The following is a 15,872-nucleotide window of genomic DNA, read 5'->3' as shown; positions in this document are numbered from 1 at the left end:
CATGCAAGCCGTAGCGCAGGTGCTGGAACAGGCAGAGCAGCATGCAGAACTACCTGCCGCTGCTTGCTCCTATCGCCGCGGCTCTGGCACGGCAGTGGTTGGCGCGGTCGTTCTGCCCGACCGACTCGTACAGGTCGGCCGCCTGTAGCAGGCTGGCTCGCGCTTGGGCGGCGTGATCCTCGTCGTAGAGTTCCTCGCCCAGTATCCGCAACCACGCCGCCTGCCCCATGAAGACCTGCAGGCGGCCGAAGAGATCCACCGCGCGCAGCATCATCGGTACGGCTTCGTCGCGGCGGCCGACGCGTCCAAGCGCCCGGGCGGTGAGGCCGAGGACATGCGGGAGTTCCGCTTCGGCGATCTCCGCTGTCATGCCGGAGGCGGGATCTTCCACCAAGGCCAGCGCACGCTGGTAGGCGGCAAGCGCTTCTGCCACGTCACCAAGGTCGAAGGCGATGGTGCCGCGGGCCAGCAATGCCTGGTTGACATCCCGCAGGTTTCCGCCCTGATCCAGCACAACGGCTGCTTGGCGTACCGCGGTCAGCGCGGCCTCGAGGTCGCCCATCCCACGGCGGGCGGCCGCGATGTACGTCAGAGCCCATCCCTCCTGCCGGACGTCGCCGGCCTGGCGGGCCAAACTCAGCGCCCGCTGCGCATAACCCAGTGCGGTTGGCATGTCCGTGCGCCACGGCAACGTGTGGGCCCAGGCAATGTGATTGAGGAATTCGGCCTGAAGTCCGGCGTCGCCGAGCGCGACCGCCGAGTCGAAAGCGAGCGTGAACACCTCGAGCCAGCGGGGCCAATGCACCCAGTGTTCGGCGAACCAGTGCAAGGCACCGGCGGCGCGAACCACGGCGTGGTGGTCCCCGTCGACCGCAGCGGCGCCGAGCGCCGGGAACCAGTGTTCCGCCTCGATGCGTATCCAGGCCTTGGCCTCCTCAGCCGAGGCGAAAACGGGATCCGCGGACCGCGCTGCGTCCGGCCCGAACCATCCCCCGGCGGAGGTAACGGTCGCTAGCAGCCAGGCGACCATCTGCCGGCGGACAGCAATCACACTGTCGGCTGAGTCCTCTTGCTCAAGCCGCTGCTGCGCATACAGCCGCACCAGGTCGTGGAACCGATACCGGTCGCCCTCCGCGATCCCCATCAGGCCCAGATCGACCAGATCGTCGAGCTGGTCCTCGGCGACCGGCACGGCGACGCCGCCGAGCACCGCCGCCAGGGCGGCGCTGTAATCCGGCCCGGGCACCAGCGCGGCGCGGCGAAACATCTGCCGCGCCGCGTCCGGCAGTTGCTCGTACGACATCTCGAAGGCCGCCGCGACCTTCAGGTCACCCGTGCTGAGCTGATCCAGCCGCCGCTCGTCGACCGACAGCCGCGCGACCAGCTCGCCCGCACTCCAGATCGGCCGCGACACCAGCCGGTTTCCCACGATGCGTACCGCCAGCGGCAGCCCGCCCAGCAAAGTCACCAAGCTCTGCAAGTCGCGGTCATCCGGCACGTCCGCCCGCTCGGCGAGGATCCGCCTGAGCAAGTCGGACGCGTCGGCCGCCGGCATCGGATCCAGATGAAGCCGGCGTACGCCTTCCAGCCCGGCCAGCAGACGCCGGCTGGTTACCAGGAGCTGGCTGTGCCCACCACCGGGTATCAGCGGGCGCACCTGTGCCTCTGACGCCGCATCGTCAACAACCACGAGCACACGCTTTTCCCGGAGCAACTGCCGGTAACGCCCAGCACGCTCGGCTGCGTCCTCCGGAATCTGCTGATCCCGTACGCCCAGCGCCCGCAGCACACGCGCCAGGACCTCGTCACTGCCGACTGGGCGCGCACTCATCCCCAGCGCATCGAGGAAGTACACCCCGCCGGGGAACCGGTCACGCAGACGGTGCACAGCCCGCACCACCAGGGTCGTCTTACCCATCCCGGCACCACCGGAGATCACCGCCGCATTGGATCGGTCGGCCGACTCTTCCAGCGCATCCACCAACCGGAAGATCCACGCCAGCTCGGCCGCCCGGCCAGTGAAATCCCCAATCGATCCCGGCAACTCACACAGGCCCGGCGCGGCGGCCGCGTACGCCGGCCGCGTACGTCCGGCCTTGGCGAGTGCGACGAACTCGTCCCGGCGAACGCCGCCAAGCTTGAGCGCGTCGGCGATCAGCGCCACCGTCCGCCGCTGTGGTCCAAGCGCCCGCCCGCGTTCCATGTCGCTCAACGCCCGCACGCTCACACCAGATGCCTCAGCCAACTCCTCCAGCGTCAGCCCAGCGGTATGACGCGCCAAACGAAGCGTCGCCGCGAACGAACCCTCGCCACTCATCCCACCGTCATACACCGCCCGGCCACCCAAACGGGGCAGTCGCGCCGGTCAGATGGCTGCTGGGAGCCACTGCGATGAGATCGCACGGCGGCTCGGCCGAGACCCGTCGACGGTCTCGCGGGAGTTGCGGCGCAACGCCTCGACCAGGACATACCGGTTGGACTACAAGGCCACGACCGGGCAGTGGCACGCCGAGCGTCGAGCCCGCCGGCCGAAGACCGCGGCTGCTCGTCAATGATCGGCTCCGAGAGTACGTCCAGGAGCGGCTCTCGGGCGCGATCCGGACCGCGGACGGCGTCCCGATCATCGGACCGCAGGGCCCGAAGTGGAAGGGCCGCAACAAACCCCACCGTGGCGACCGGGCATGAACTACCGGATGGAGTCCGGAGCAGATCTCCCGAAGACTCAGAGCCGAGTTTCCGGAGGATGAGTCGATGCACATCAGCCATGAGGCGATCTACCAGGCGCTCTACGTCCAGAGCCGCGGTGCCCTCAAGCGCGAACTCGTCACCTGCTTGCGGACCGGGCGGGCGCTTCGCGTCCCCCCGGGCACGCGTGAAACACGCGCGTGGGCGTACGTCACCAGCGACACGCTGATCAGTGAACGTCCCGCCGAAGCCGCGGACCGTGCCGTCCCCGGGCACCGGGAGGGGAGATCTGATCATCGGTATGCAGCGTTCCGCGATCGCAACTCTGGTCGAGCGGACGAGCCCTCGCCGAACATCTACAATCGCTCCAAGAACCCAGTGTTGCGACGACCAGTTGAATCCGCCCTGAACTCCGTGATCCGAGTGAATGATCGTGCCCGGTTGCGGTTGGCGGTTGCCGATCGCTATGCCCAGCGCGTTGGTGACCAGGGTGGCGGTCTGTGTGGCGTCGATTGACCAGCCAACAACCTTCCGCGAGTAGGTGGCCAGCACGACCGCGCAGTAGACCTTGCCCTCCCTGGTCGGGTGCTCGGTGATGTCGGTAACCCGGAGCCGGTTGGGCTCCCCACGGCTGAAGTCGCGGTTGACCGGGTCCGCCGCGGTCGGAGTTTGATGCTTCGGCCGGGGACGCCGTCGGTGGGGAAGGCCTTTGATCCCGGCCCGCCGCATCAACATCTCCACCGCGTTGTGGCCGACAACGATCCCCTGCCCGAGCCTCAGCTCCGCGTGGACCCGGCCTGCGCCGTACACGCCTCGCGACGCGACGTGGACCGCGCGGATCCGTTCGATCAGCCAGGCGTGCCGCAACGCCCGCGCCGACAGCGGTCGGCCGAGCCAGGCGTAGTAGCCCGACACGGACACCCTCAAGACGCGGCAACACACGTTCACCGGCAACCCTCAGCGGCCAGCTGTTTGATGGCCGCGTACCGGCCTTTTGGGGGCACCGCCTCCTTGAGCAACTCGGCGGCACGACGGTGGACCGCGAGTTCGGTCTCCAACTCGGCGATACGACGCCGCGCGGCGACCAGCTCGACCTGGTCCCTCGACGCGATCCCGGGTAGCCGCCCGGTGTCGATCAACTCCTGGCGGCGCCAGGTATAGACGGTCTGGTCGCTGATCTGCAGGTCCCGGACCAGGTCGGCCACCGATCGGCCAGCCTTCAGTAGATCAAGGACCTTGCGGCGGAACTCGGGTGGATAACTCCTCGGCACGTCACTCCTCAACGAGCGAAACGCGCGAAAGTCAACCAAACCGACTCCACCGAACCCGGGGAACATCACCCGCGTCAAAGGCATGTGCGACGCGGCCGAAGCCAGGGTCGCCTTTCCGCCGCCAACTACCCAACTACGGCAAGATCGCCCGTCGTACCCATCGATGGCACGTATTCAGCTTGAGGCAGCCGTTTGGGGCAACCATGGCCCGGTGCTGAATAGCTGCTTGAGCACGTCGAGGGCATCTACGCCGTGCTTGGCGGCGGTGGACAGGTAAGAGCGCAGGGTGGCGAAGTCGGCCAGGCCCCGCAGGGTGCGCCAGGTCGCGGAGATCTTCTGCTGGAGCTTGACAGGGCATAGGTCGCGTTCGGCCTGGTTGTTCGTGAACGGCACGGCCAGATCGACGGTGAACCGCAGGATCATGTCCCGGTGCGTGGCGAAACGTTCGACCAGCGTGCCGGCCCGCGACAGCCGGCCGTCCCGGTTGGGCGGGTTCTGTTCGCGGCCGTAGGCCACCGCCCCGGCGTAGCAGGCCCGGATGTGACGGATCTCGTCCGCGGTGAGCGTGTCGTGCCCGGCGGCGACAGCATGTTCGGTCAGCTGTTGGCCATCAGCAGGGTGCCGGCCATCACCTCGGCCCAGCCCTGGCCGGCCGGGTCCTGCTCGTGCACGCCGCGCAGGTCACGGATCAGATGCGCGCCGCACCAGGCGTGCTCAGCCTCGGTCAGATGCCGGTAGGCGGCGTAGCCGTCACGGACCAGGGTGCCGGTGAACCCGGGCAACACCCCACCGGCGTCGAGGTCGGCCGCGGACCGGCCCCCGACGTGGAACAACGTCAACCCGGGCGTGCAGGCCACGTGCACGTACTTGAACCCGCCGCCGACCCGCGCCGGGGTCTCATCGGCATGCAGCACATCCTGCACATGCAGCAGCGCGGTCAGCCGGGAGACGAACGGGCCCAGCCGCCGCGCCGCCTCGACTCGACCGCGATCAGCTGGTACTCGGTGACCACCGGCTGCGGATCCGGCAGCTCGACCACCTGCCGGCGCTGCCGCCCGTACTCGCGGCCACCGGACAGGTCGGCGCCGCAGGCAGGGCCGGCACACCGATCCGGCCGATGCTGCACCACCCGGTCCGGGTCCGCGACCCAACCCCAGCGGCGCCCCTGGCTGCTTACCCCGCCGCCGGCCACTGCCCTCACCCTTGCCCGGCTGCGGACGCGGCCGGGCCAGCCCGTCCGGCGCCGGAGGCTTGGAGGAGTTCGACGAGTTCAACCCCAGCCGACGCCGCAGTTCGGCGTTCTCGGCCCGCAGCCGCGCGTTGTCCGCCCGCCGTCGCTCAACCTCGGCCCGCAGCTCAGCCACCACCGCCACAAGCTGCTCAACCGAGGGAAGCTGCGGGCCCGGCTGCACGGCCAAGATCACGCCAGCCCCAGCTGCCACAGTGGACGGCAGCCCTGCTCAGCCGAGCATCTCAAGCTGGATACGTACCATCGATGGTCGGCTATTTCAACCCCGATCTGGCTAATTTGGTCAAACACACGTCGGTGCGGCGCAACCCGAACGGTGCCCGTCACACCACATCAGACGGTTCCTCGAAGAAGCCGCACCCATACGCTGTCCGTGCTTTGAAACTGGTTCTGACCAGCCCGACGAGCTGGAGCTCTTCCTGCCAAAAGAACGTCGTCATGATCAATTTGTCCCGGAAACCCGGGCTAGAGGAGCAACATGAGTAGTCGACATTGGCGGCGCCTAGGTGCTGTCACAGCGGTGCTGGCGGTCGCCGCGGCAGCCCCCACCGGGCTGGCCGCGGCGGCCCCCGGCGCGGGTCTTACCGGTGCTGCGGTTCCAGCGACACCGCTGAACCCGGTCACCCTCGGCGGCGCTGCTGGGGCGGCGGTCACTCCGGTGGAGCTCGCCCAAGGTTCGCTCTCGGGTGCGACGAAGGTGACGCTGGTAACCGGTGACGTGGTGTCGTACCTGGCTGATCCTGCGGGTGGTGCTCCGCAGGTGCAGGTGACTCCTGCGCCGCGGGCGAACGGGCGCCTGGTGGCGTTCACGCAGGTGAAGGACGGGGACGCGTTCTACGTCATCCCGTCCGACGCGCGGGGACTGTTGGGGTCAGACCGCCTGGACAAGGGCCTGTTCGACGTGGCGTACCTGGTGAATAACGGGTATGCCGACGACAAAGCCACCCAACTGCCCGTCATCGTGCAGTACCCCACGAGGACCTCTTCGGACGCGAAGGCGCTGTCCACCAAGGCCGACGCGCTGCCGGCGACGGCCAAGGTCACCGCACTGCCGGCGGCGCGTTCCGCTGCGGTGAAGGTGTCCAAGACCCAGGCCCGCGCGTTCTGGTCCGGTGTTGACGCGGTGAGCCCGACCTCGACCACGCTGGACGCGGGCGTGTCGAAGATCTGGCTGGACCACCGGACCAGGGCCACCCTCGATGTGAGCGTGCCGCAGATCGGCGCGCCCGAGGCGTGGCAGGCCGGCTACGACGGCACCGGGGTGAAGGTCGCGATCCTCGACACCGGTATCGACGAGAGCCACCCGGACTTCGCCGGGAAGATCATCGAAGCCCGCAGTTTCGTCGAGGGTGAGACCGCCAGGGACGGGCACGGCCATGGCACGCACGTCGCCTCCACGATCGTGGGTTCCGGTGCGGCGTCGGGCGGCAAGTACAAGGGTGTCGCCCCGGGGGCGAAGCTGCTGATCGGCAAGGTCCTCGGCGACGCCGGTACCGGTTCGGACACGGAGATCATCGTTGGGATGCAGTGGGCCGCCGAGCAGGGCGCGAAGATCGTCAGCATCAGCGTCGGCGGCGCGTTCTCCGACGGCACCGACCCGATGTCCCAGACGGTGAACGAGCTGTCCGCCAAGTACGGCATGCTGTTCGTGATCGCGGCGGGCAACAGCGGCCGCAGCGGCCCGCGCACGATCGAGGCGCCGGGTGTGGCCGACGGGGCGTTGACCGTCGCGGCGGTGACCAAGCAGGACGAGATGGCCGACTTCTCCAGCCGCGGTCCGCGGCTGGGCAACTTCGGTCTGAAGCCGGACATCGCCGCGCCTGGTGTGGACATCACCGCGGCGAAGGCCGACGGCACCGCCCTCGGACCGGTCGTCGACGACAGCTACACCACCATCTCCGGTACCTCGATGGCCACCCCGCACGTCTCTGGTGCCGCCGCGATCCTCGCCCAGCAGCACCCGGACTGGTCCGGCCAGAAACTCAAGGCGGTGCTCACCAGCACGAGCAAGGACGACGGGTTCAGTTCCTATGAGCAGGGCGCCGGCCGGGTCGACATTGCCCGTGCCCGCAGCCAACTGGTCCACGCGACCAACAACGTCGACTTCGGCCGGGTCGTGTTCCCGTACACGACCCCGGTGGGCAAGACCCTCACCTACGTCAACGACGGCGACGCACCGGTCACCCTGAGCCTGACGAGCAGCCTCACGCCCAACGGCGGCGGGACCGCGCCCGAGGGGATGCTCACCCTCGACCGCGACACCGTCACCGTCCCCGCGCACGGCAGCGCCGACGTGACGACGACGTTCGACGCCACCAAGGGTGGCGCGACCACCTGGTACGGCGGCGCGGTGGAGGCGATCGACGCGGCCGGCGCCGTTCGGGTGCGTACCGCGGTGGGCGCGTACAAGGAACCGAAGATGTCGAACATCACGACGCGCTGGGTCGACCCTGCCGCCGCCAACGACATCCAGTACTTCGGCATCCTGCTGCTGCGGCTCGACGAGGCGCCCGGCGTCGACAGCAACTTCGTGTCGCTGCCGGCCAAGGAACACACCGGCCGGATCCCGGCCGGCACCTACGCCGTCGCGTCCGACGCGAGCTGGCTCGACGCGAACGGCCAGCTCAACTACGCGATGGTCGGAGAACCCACCGTCGTCGTCAACGGCGACACCACCGTCACCTTCGACCTGCGTAGGCTCAAGCGGGTACAGGTCACGACCCCGAAGAAGTCCGTCCCCTACGAGATGCTGGTCGGCGCCAAAAGCGCCTCGGAGAACGCCAAGTCCGTCATGCAGGACTTCTGGAAGGTTCCCTACGGCAACGACCAGAACATGTGGACGTTGCCGTCGAGAAGCAAGGCCACGCTCGGCGATTTCACCTACTACAGCGAGTTCTTCCTCGGCCCCGACCCGGTCACCATGACGGTGCCCGGCCGGCGCGGCAGCAAACCGATCCGGCTGCACCCGAAGTACGCGAGTATTCACGCGGACAGCTACGGCCAGCCGGTGGCCATGCTCGACAGGCGGGGGTCGTTGCCGCTGGTCCACGCCGGACACGGGCTGCCGGAGGACTTCGCGAACGTCGACGCGCGCGGCAAGCTGGTGCTGCTCGACCTGTCCGACATCTGTCCCGCGGATGCCGAAAAGAACTTCGGCTTCCCGTGCGAGACCGGTGGTCTGGACCGGGTGGAGAACGCCCAGCGGGCCGGCGCTCTCGGGGTACTCGGCTACGGCGAGGTCGGGCGGTCGTTCCTCGGTGGGCTCGGCCGCAACGGCTTCTACCTCGGCTGGGAGCTCTACCCCATCCCGACGATGGGCCTGATTGCGGACGAGGGCAGGATGCTCGCCGACCTGCTGTCGCGGCAGCCGGTCACGCTCGATGTCACCGCATCGTCGACCACGCCATATGTCTACAACCTGTTCTACACCGACACCACGCGGTTCCCCTCTGCAGTCAACTACAGGCTCACCGACCGGCAGCTCTACGCGATCAAGAACCGCATGCACGGCGATGCTCCCGGCGAGGCGGGTCTGAGTTGGACGCCGAACACGGACAGGGGCCTCATCCTGCTGGGAGCGAGCCTGTCCCTTCGCGGCCAGAGCGCCGTCACGTCCTACCTCGGCCCGGTGGGCAGGGACCTCGGGTGGAACCGCGCGGCCGGTTATGTGTACGACACCGGTGGGCAGGCGTGGAGCGCCAGCACGAGCGATCGCCTCACCCGGGCGGGCAGCCGGGTCCAGGACTGGGGCGAGCAGCCGCTGGTGCCCGCGGTCCAGCGGATCGACCCGAAGCAGACCCGGCACGGCCTGTACTTCTGCACGTCATGTCGGTCCGGGGACATGTTCAACCCCGCACACGTCCTCACCCGCGACGGCGAGGGCGGCGGCCTCGCCCCCTACCGAACCAACGCGAACCAGCCGGAGTTCACAAAGGTTCGCCTGTACAAGAAGGACGGCATCGAGATCCCGCGCAAGGACGGGCTTTGGTTCTTCTTCCTCTCGGGTTTCCTGAACCCGTACTTCGACCTGCCGGCGGAGAAGGCCGAGTACCGGCTGGTCGAGCGCTTCGAGACACCCCTCGATCAGCGCTACGCCCGCACCGTCGACACGACCCGCACGTTCACCTCGCAGCGGGGGACCGGGGGCATCGTCGGACCGCGCAACGTCGAACGCGGACTGAACTGCTACTCGTGGTTCACCTACCTCCGCAACGCCGACGGCACGTTGAGCCCGCCGTCGGGAGAGAGTTGTCAGCCGAACAGGGAGTTGTACCTCGGGTACGACTTCGACCTGGATCTGGACAACACCCTGCCGGCGGAGAGCAAGCAGAAGTTCACCATCAACGGCTACTACAGCCCGTACCTGACGAACGCCCCGAGGATGACGTCGCTGAAGCTGTGGATTTCCACTGACGACGGCGCGCACTGGACCGCCATCCGGACCAAGGCGGCCGGAAACGGCACCTTCATCGGTACGGTCACCCACCCCGCACTGTCCCAGACCACCGGTGCGGTGAGCATCAAGGCCGAGGCCACCGACTCCGAGGGCGGCACCGTCTCACAGGTCATCCACCGCGCCTACGGCCTGCGCGCCAACTGACGACTCACCCGTGACAACTGACAACTGACAACTGACCGAGCTTCACCAGAGCACCACTTACGTACCAGACGGGCGCCGGGGTGGGGAATGATCCTCTCCACCCCGGCGCCTTGTCGTCTGCGGGCAGCCGTCACCGGCTGTGACCGCAGTCATCCTTTCCGCGGTCGCGAGTTTCTCGCCGGTCGTTCCGGCGGCACCGCCTGTGGGGGCTCTGTTGCATTGGCGGATCGGTGGACACGCCAGGGCGATTGCGTAGTCGGTTGGCGGGTGCCCTGAGCTGGTGATGTGCGCAGTGAGTAGCCTCTGTGGAGGCCGAGAGAGCGGGTGAGATCGCGTCGGTGATCATGGAGTTCTCTACGCTTCACGACACCCCGAGGACCTCACCCGCCGATGTCATCATGCCCGATCCCCGCACTGTCCGCCGTTGCCGGCACCTGTGACACGTCACCGCCTGTGGTCACCGAGGGTGAGTGCGCGGGGTTGTTGCACGCCTTGTCGGCGGTCCCGGATCCCCGCGACCCGCGTGGGGTGCGGTATCCGCTGTCGGGCCTGCTCGCGGTCGCGGTGTGCGCGGTCCTGGCGGGGGCATCGTCGTTCGCCGCGATCACCGACTGGCTGCACGATCTGGACGAGCAGGCCCGCGACCGGCTCGGTTTCGCGCACGGGGTGCCGGTGGGTACGACGGTGTGGCGGTTGCTGACCCGCCTGGACGACGGGCTGCTGTCCACAGTCCTGGCCGGTTGGCTGACCATCCGCGCCAGGCCGGTGACCACGCCTCGGCCACACCGGTACCGGACGGTGATCGCCGTGGACGGGAAAACCCTTCGGGGTGCCCGCCGAAGCGACGGCGGTCAGGTCCACCTGCTCTCCGCGCTGGATACCAGCACCGGCATCGTCCTGGCCCAGGTCACCGTGAGCGCGAAAAGCAACGAGATCCCCGCGTTCGCGCCGCTTCTCGACGCCGTCGAGACCGTGTTGGGCAGCCTGACCGGTCTGCTGTTCATCGCCGACGCGCTGCACACCCAGACCGCCCACGCCGACGAGATCGCCGCCCGCGGCGCCCACCTGATGATCCCCACGAAAGGCAACCAGCCCACCCTGTTCACCCAGCTCAAAGCCCTACCCTGGCCCGACGTCCCACTCGGCGACCGCCGCCGCGACACCGGGCACGGCCGCCACGAGACCCGCACCGTCAAAGCCATCACCGTGCACACCCCCGGCGGAATCAGGTTCCCCCACGCCGAGCAGGCCATCCGGATCATCCGGACCCGCACCACCGGCGGGAAGACCAGCCGCGAGACCACCTACTTCACGGTGTCCCTACCCGCCGAGCAGGCCCAACCCGCCGACTTGCAGGACTGGGCCCGCCGCGAATGGCACATCGAGAACCGCATACACCACGTCCGGGACGTCACGTTCCGTGAAGACCTGCACCAGGCCCGCACCGGCACCGGACCCGCCGTCCTGGCCACCCTGCGCAACACCTCGATCGGCTACCACCGCACAAACGGCGAGGCCAACATCGCCCGCGCCACCCGACGCGCCAACCGCCGCCCACACGACCTCATCACCGCCGTGACCAGCACCTATCCGACAACGCAATGACCCTGGGCCACAGCCTCCGCCAGGAATGCACCGACCAGATGCTGATCTACAACGAACGCCACGCACAGGCCGTGATCGACGAGTATGTCGACCACTTCAACAACCACCGACCACACCAAGGACGGCAGCAACGGCCACCCAACCATGACCCGGCCATCGTCATCCCCTTGGACAAGCCCGTACGACGCCGACGGCGACTCCACGGGGTGATCAACGAGTACCACCGGGCCGCCTAACACGATCTCCAAAACACCAGGTCACGGCCGTTAAACGAGTTTTGGCACGGTACAGGGCGCTGCCCGGCGGCCACAGCGAGCCGGGCGAGACCCCGGCCGACGCGGCGGCCCGGGAGCTGACCGAAGAGACCGGCCTGGTCGTCACCCTTACCGACCCGCGGGTCGAGATAATCGATCGTCAGAAGTTCCGGAGTCACGGCAACGTTTGCTGGGGTCGAGAGCGTAAGTAGTGGCCGTGAGATTGAAACTGAGGGTGCGGGTGGCTGATGCATGATCGCGAGGATAAGGAGGTGACAGCCTTTGTGCGGGCGCGTTACGGATCGCTGCTCCGGACCGCCTTCCTGCTGTGCGGAGACCGAGGGAAAGCCGAGGATCTGGTCCAGACGACGTTGGCCAAGACGGTTGTGGCGTGGTCTCGGCTGGAACGCTCAGAAGGCGTCGATCGCTACGTTCGGCGCATTCTAGTCAACACCTTCGTGACCTGGAGGCGGCGTCGATCCTGGTGGGAACAGCCCTTGGGTCGGCTGGTGGAGAATCAGGCACGCGACGAGTACGTGGGGGTGGAACAGCGGGACCTGCTCCGCCGGGCGTTGGACGGGCTGCCAGCACGACAGCGTGCCGCCGTCGTACTGCGCTTCTACGAGGACCTGTCCGAGCAGGACACGGCGCACGTACTGGGTTGTTCGGTTGGCACGGTCAAGAGTCTTTCATCAAGGGGTCTGCAGACTCTGCGCAAGCAGTGGGTTGAGGCCGCCGCTGTTGCTGATCAAGAGGTGCGCTATGCATAACACGACCGAGTTGCGTGACGGCCTGGCGGATCTGGCCGAGTCGGTGGTACCGACCGAGGGCTATGAAGGCAAGATCATGCGGCGGGCGGACCGGCGTCGCGGGCGGCGGCGTATCGCCGCCGGAGCCGCGGCTGCCGTATGCTTGGTGGTGCTGGTCACGATGTTTCGGGTTGTCGGATTCGGGTCCACGCCGCAACTCGCTGCACCGCCGCCGGATGGCCCGTTTCTAGGCTGGTCCCCGGTGGGAGACGTGGACGCTGGCCTGGTACGTGAGGCCACCAGTGTCTGGGACCGTACCAACTCGGCAGGCCCGCACACTGATGTTCGGGCCCTTGTCGCGACGCGCCATCCACGCCTGCGCTCGACGGTGGTCGTCCTGCAGGGAAACGACAAGCAGGGCGACGCGCGGTTGGCGTTCTTCACCGGTGATTCCGGTGCGGCGGACGCCTTGCGGATGCGGGTTGATCGGCCGGCGCCCGACCCGGTGAAGACTCAGGTGATAAGTCTGGTCAGCCCACGGTTGTCCGGAGCCGCCGGCGAGGTTAGTAATGACTCCGCGGGCACCTATGCCATTGCCCTCGCCATGCCGGGCGTGACAGCGGTGCGGGTGTCGAGTACCGCAGTCGATAATGAAATGATACAAGAACCGGACGGACCCACCAGTCGCCTTATTGTAAAACGATTCCCGATCGCTGCGACAGCGCAGACGACGACGATCGCGGGGTTCATCAAGCCGAAGCGACCGTTCGCCAGCCTCACGAAGGTGTTCGAGGTGCCTGGTGAGGACGGTGTGGACGGCGACGCGCAGGCCGTACCCGCTGAGGTAGTCGGCAGGAACGGCCAACAGATAATCGTGGCGTTCCCAAAAGATCAGGGAGTCCGGCGAGGGCAACTAGCCGTCGTCGCTGAAGGCTTGGTCGGACGCGTAACGGCAGTCGATACCGTCCGCGGCGAAGCCACTGTCGACCTCATTACCAGTACCGGATTCACCGGCCAGGTGTACACGAATATCAGTAATGTTCCGGGTTCCGTACGCGGCACCGGCGGAAAGCTAGTCATGGAAGGCGTTCCCGCAGACGGTGAGGTTTACCAGACCAACCGTGTCCTGATGCCGGATCCGTCCCAGCAAAGCAATCAGGTTGGCGCTGTCACGATCGGGCGAGCGTCTGCGGACAAGGCGGCAGGCGCGACCACGGTGGAGCTTACGCCAACAGCCGACCTTGCCAACCTGACTAGATTGTCGATCATGACGCCATCCGCCCCCTGACGGTGACCCGCCGACGCAAGGATGCGCGGAGGCGCAACCAACGAGCCAGCCCAAAACCCGATTCGCGATCAACTCGAAGATCCGCCACCTGGATTACCCGTTCAAGGCTGCATGACGAGGCACTAGAGCAAGCGATGTTCTTACTCTCCGATCTCGGGCCTGTCTCGCTAAGGGTGTTTCCGGCGATCTTGGTTAGTAGGTTTCAGCGGCTGGGAAGCGGTCGCTGAAGGTGATGGCGAAGGTGTTCAACGCGGGTTTCCAGCGCATCGTCCATCGGGTTCTGCCGGCGCCGGTGGGGTCCAGGGACCGGGTCACCAGGTACAGACACTTCAACGCGGCCAGCTCGTTCGGGAAGTGGCCGCGGGCCTTCACCGCCCTGCGGTAGCGGGCGTTCAATGACTCGATCGCGTTGGTGGAGCAGATGACGGTGCGGATCTCCAGGTCGTAGAGCCTGTCGCAGATTGCCGTGTCTCGCGGGGTCGTCAGCGGCGGTTCTGGGAGAATTGGGTATGGCCCGCGGTTATCGTCCTGTACTGCGTGATCAGGTGTTTCTTCTGCCACCGGACATGCGGGATTGGTTGGCTGAGGATCATCTGGTGTGGTTCGTCCTCGATGTCGTCGAGACGCTGGACGTCTCCGCGTTCGAGGCGTCTCGTCGTCGTGGTGGGGTCGGCGCGGCAGGGTATGACCCGCGGATGCTGCTGGCTCTTCTGGTCTACGCATATGTCGAGGAGTGCGTTCGTCTCGGCAGGTCGAGCGGCTCTGTCACACCGATGTCGCGTTCAAGGTCCTGTGCGCCGGAGATATCCCTGATCACGCGACGATCGCACGGTTCCGGGCAGGCTCCGAGGATGCGTTCGCTGGCTTGTTCACGCAGGTGCTGATGATCGCGGCGCGGGCAGGGCTTGCCCGGTTCGGCACGATCGCGATCGATGGCACCAAGATCCCCGCGAACGCGTCGATCGACGCGAACCGGGGACAGGACTGGTTCGACCAGCAGGCTACGCAGATCGCCACCGGCATCGTCGCAGAAGCAGCGGACGTCGATGCCCGCGAGAACGCGCAAGCGCCTCGCGACAGCGGCGAGCCCAACGGTGACCGTGTTCCCGCAGCGTTGGCTGACCGGTCGGGCCGGGCGCAGCGTATACGACGCGCGGCGGCGGAGCTGGCTGAGCAGCGGCAGCGTCTGGAGGCCGACGATGACGCGAGGAAGATGGCAGCCCAGGCTCGACTGGCGGCATCACGAGCCGGTCAACCGGTACGCGGCCGGATTCCGGATGGGCCACTGCGGCTTGCCGAGGCCAGAGCGCACTTGGAGCGCGAGCTGCGCGACCATCAAGCGAAACTCGACCGCAGGACCGCGTTGATCGCCGCGGGGAAGAAGCCGATGGGTGCTCCGCCTGTCCCGACCGAAGAACACTCCCGGATCATCAGAGCCCGCCGGGTCGTCGCCGCGGCCGAAGCCGCGGCCACAGCGGCTGGCGATCACCAGGCTCCCGCGAAATCTCTACCGAAGACCGTCGCGAACATCACCGATCCGGACTCGCGGGTGATGCCCACCCGTCGCGGGTTCCTCCAGGGTTACAACGCGCAGATCGCGGTCACCAGCGACCACGTCATCGCTGCTGTCGACGTGAACCGGAACCCCAACGACATGGGATCGTTCGTGCCGATGATGACCGCCGCGGTCGCCGCCGCCGCCGTCGCGCACCAGGCAACCGGTTCGCCCGATCACCAGATCGGGATCGTGCTGGCCGATGCCGGCTACTGCAGCAACAGCAACCTGAACGCACCCGGACCAGACCGACTCATCGCCCTGGGCAAGAGCCGCGAGCAGGCCGCCGCGGCATTGCGTTCACCCACCGATGGTCCACCACCTGTCGGCGCGACAACACGAGAGGCGATGGCTCACCGACTCAGGACCTCCGAAGGCGCCAAAACTAACAAGAGACGCGGCGCGACCGTCGAACCCAGCATCGGAACCCTCAAGACCATCCTGGACAGATTCTCCCGACGAGGAATCACGGCCGCCCGAAGCGAACTGAACCTCGCCGCAGCCGCCTACAACCTCCGCAAGATCTACACCTCAGCAGCCTGACGCGCCAGCACCGAGGGCCAGCCCAACCGACGGCGCAATCAAGCCAGCCCGCTCCGAAACGCCATCGGCAATC

At 67.4% G+C, this 15,872-nt stretch carries 10 protein-coding genes and 6 pseudogenes; 8 read left to right on the top strand and 8 right to left on the bottom strand.

Going from position 1 to position 15,872, the window contains the following annotated elements; all coding sequences use genetic code 11:
• Positions 1–49: 49 nt before the first annotated feature.
• Entirely contained in the window at positions 50–2,317 is a 2,268-nt protein-coding gene (locus tag OG617_RS02515; protein ID WP_405098314.1) for an ATP-binding protein, read from the bottom strand.
• 70 nt (positions 2,318–2,387) lie between these two features.
• Here OG617_RS02515 and OG617_RS02510 point away from each other — a divergent pair.
• Positions 2,388–3,028 (top strand): annotated as a pseudogene (locus OG617_RS02510) (IS30 family transposase); the annotation flags it as partial.
• 122 nt (positions 3,029–3,150) lie between these two features.
• On the opposite strand, the pseudogene OG617_RS02505 reads toward OG617_RS02510, so the two are convergent.
• The 6 genes and pseudogenes from OG617_RS02505 to OG617_RS02480 form a co-directional block, all read right to left on the bottom strand.
• A pseudogene (locus OG617_RS02505) lies at positions 3,151–3,600 on the bottom strand (IS3 family transposase); the annotation flags it as partial.
• Positions 3,601–3,629: 29 nt separating this feature from the next.
• Positions 3,630–3,956, bottom strand: a complete 327-nt coding sequence (locus tag OG617_RS02500) for a transposase (RefSeq protein WP_405098312.1) — start codon at positions 3,954–3,956, stop codon at positions 3,630–3,632.
• A gap of 174 nt (positions 3,957–4,130) precedes the next feature.
• Entirely contained in the window at positions 4,131–4,505 is a 375-nt protein-coding gene (locus OG617_RS02495) for a transposase (RefSeq protein WP_405104078.1), read from the bottom strand.
• A 47-nt stretch (positions 4,506–4,552) separates the two neighbouring features.
• Positions 4,553–4,873: pseudogene (locus OG617_RS02490) on the bottom strand (transposase); the annotation flags it as partial.
• 20 nt (positions 4,874–4,893) lie between these two features.
• Positions 4,894–5,157, bottom strand: a complete 264-nt coding sequence (locus OG617_RS02485; protein WP_405104132.1) for a hypothetical protein — start codon at positions 5,155–5,157, stop codon at positions 4,894–4,896.
• Positions 5,158–5,176: 19 nt separating this feature from the next.
• Positions 5,177–5,320 (bottom strand): annotated as a pseudogene (locus OG617_RS02480) (DUF6444 domain-containing protein); the annotation flags it as partial.
• 363 nt (positions 5,321–5,683) lie between these two features.
• Here OG617_RS02480 and OG617_RS02475 point away from each other — a divergent pair.
• The 6 genes and pseudogenes from OG617_RS02475 (at position 5,684) to OG617_RS02450 (ending at position 13,701) form a co-directional block, all read left to right on the top strand.
• Positions 5,684–9,805, top strand: coding sequence for a S8 family peptidase (locus tag OG617_RS02475; protein ID WP_405098310.1), 4,122 nt, complete (start codon positions 5,684–5,686; stop codon positions 9,803–9,805).
• Between the two features lie 528 nt (positions 9,806–10,333).
• Positions 10,334–11,410 (top strand): ISAs1 family transposase, encoded by a 1,077-nt coding sequence (locus tag OG617_RS02470; RefSeq protein ID WP_405098308.1) that lies wholly within the window; start codon positions 10,334–10,336, stop codon positions 11,408–11,410.
• Positions 11,407–11,646 carry an integrase core domain-containing protein gene (locus OG617_RS02465; RefSeq protein ID WP_405098306.1) on the top strand — a complete coding sequence of 80 codons (240 nt, stop codon included), beginning with the start codon at positions 11,407–11,409 and terminating at the stop codon, positions 11,644–11,646. Before OG617_RS02470 ends, OG617_RS02465 begins: the two co-directional genes overlap by 4 nt.
• 17 nt (positions 11,647–11,663) lie before the next feature.
• Positions 11,664–11,876, top strand: a pseudogene (locus OG617_RS02460) (NUDIX domain-containing protein); the annotation flags it as partial.
• Between the two features lie 36 nt (positions 11,877–11,912).
• Positions 11,913–12,434, top strand: coding sequence for a SigE family RNA polymerase sigma factor (locus OG617_RS02455; protein ID WP_405098304.1), 522 nt, complete (start codon positions 11,913–11,915; stop codon positions 12,432–12,434).
• On the top strand, positions 12,427–13,701 hold the full coding sequence (locus tag OG617_RS02450; RefSeq protein WP_405098302.1) for a rod shape-determining protein MreC: 1,275 nt from the start codon (positions 12,427–12,429) through the stop codon (positions 13,699–13,701). The genes OG617_RS02455 and OG617_RS02450 overlap by 8 nt, the downstream gene beginning before the upstream one ends.
• A 192-nt stretch (positions 13,702–13,893) precedes the next feature.
• Here OG617_RS02450 and OG617_RS02445 read toward each other — a convergent pair.
• Positions 13,894–14,148, bottom strand: a pseudogene (locus tag OG617_RS02445) (transposase); the annotation flags it as partial.
• Positions 14,149–14,434: 286 nt separating this feature from the next.
• Here OG617_RS02445 and OG617_RS02440 point away from each other — a divergent pair.
• Entirely contained in the window at positions 14,435–15,799 is a 1,365-nt protein-coding gene (locus tag OG617_RS02440; RefSeq protein ID WP_405098300.1) for a transposase, read from the top strand.
• Positions 15,800–15,872 lie beyond the last annotated feature (73 nt).

The organism is Micromonospora sp. NBC_01412 (assembly GCF_045040215.1).
Taxonomy (GTDB): Bacteria; Actinomycetota; Actinomycetes; order Mycobacteriales; family Micromonosporaceae; genus Micromonospora; species Micromonospora rubida.
This window is presented reverse-complemented; position numbering and strand designations above follow the sequence as displayed.

Bases quoted from the DNA above. Each gene is read 5' to 3' on its own strand.
- OG617_RS02455 (WP_405098304.1), top strand. From the start codon at position 11,913: ATGCATGATCGCGAGGATAAGGAGGTGACAGCCTTTGTGCGGGCGCGT.
- OG617_RS02465 (WP_405098306.1), top strand. From the start codon at position 11,407: ATGACCCTGGGCCACAGCCTCCGCCAGGAATGCACCGACCAGATGCTG.
- OG617_RS02475 (WP_405098310.1), top strand. From the start codon at position 5,684: ATGAGTAGTCGACATTGGCGGCGCCTAGGTGCTGTCACAGCGGTGCTG.
- OG617_RS02515 (WP_405098314.1), bottom strand. From the start codon at position 2,317: ATGAGTGGCGAGGGTTCGTTCGCGGCGACGCTTCGTTTGGCGCGTCAT.
- OG617_RS02450 (WP_405098302.1), top strand. From the start codon at position 12,427: ATGCATAACACGACCGAGTTGCGTGACGGCCTGGCGGATCTGGCCGAG.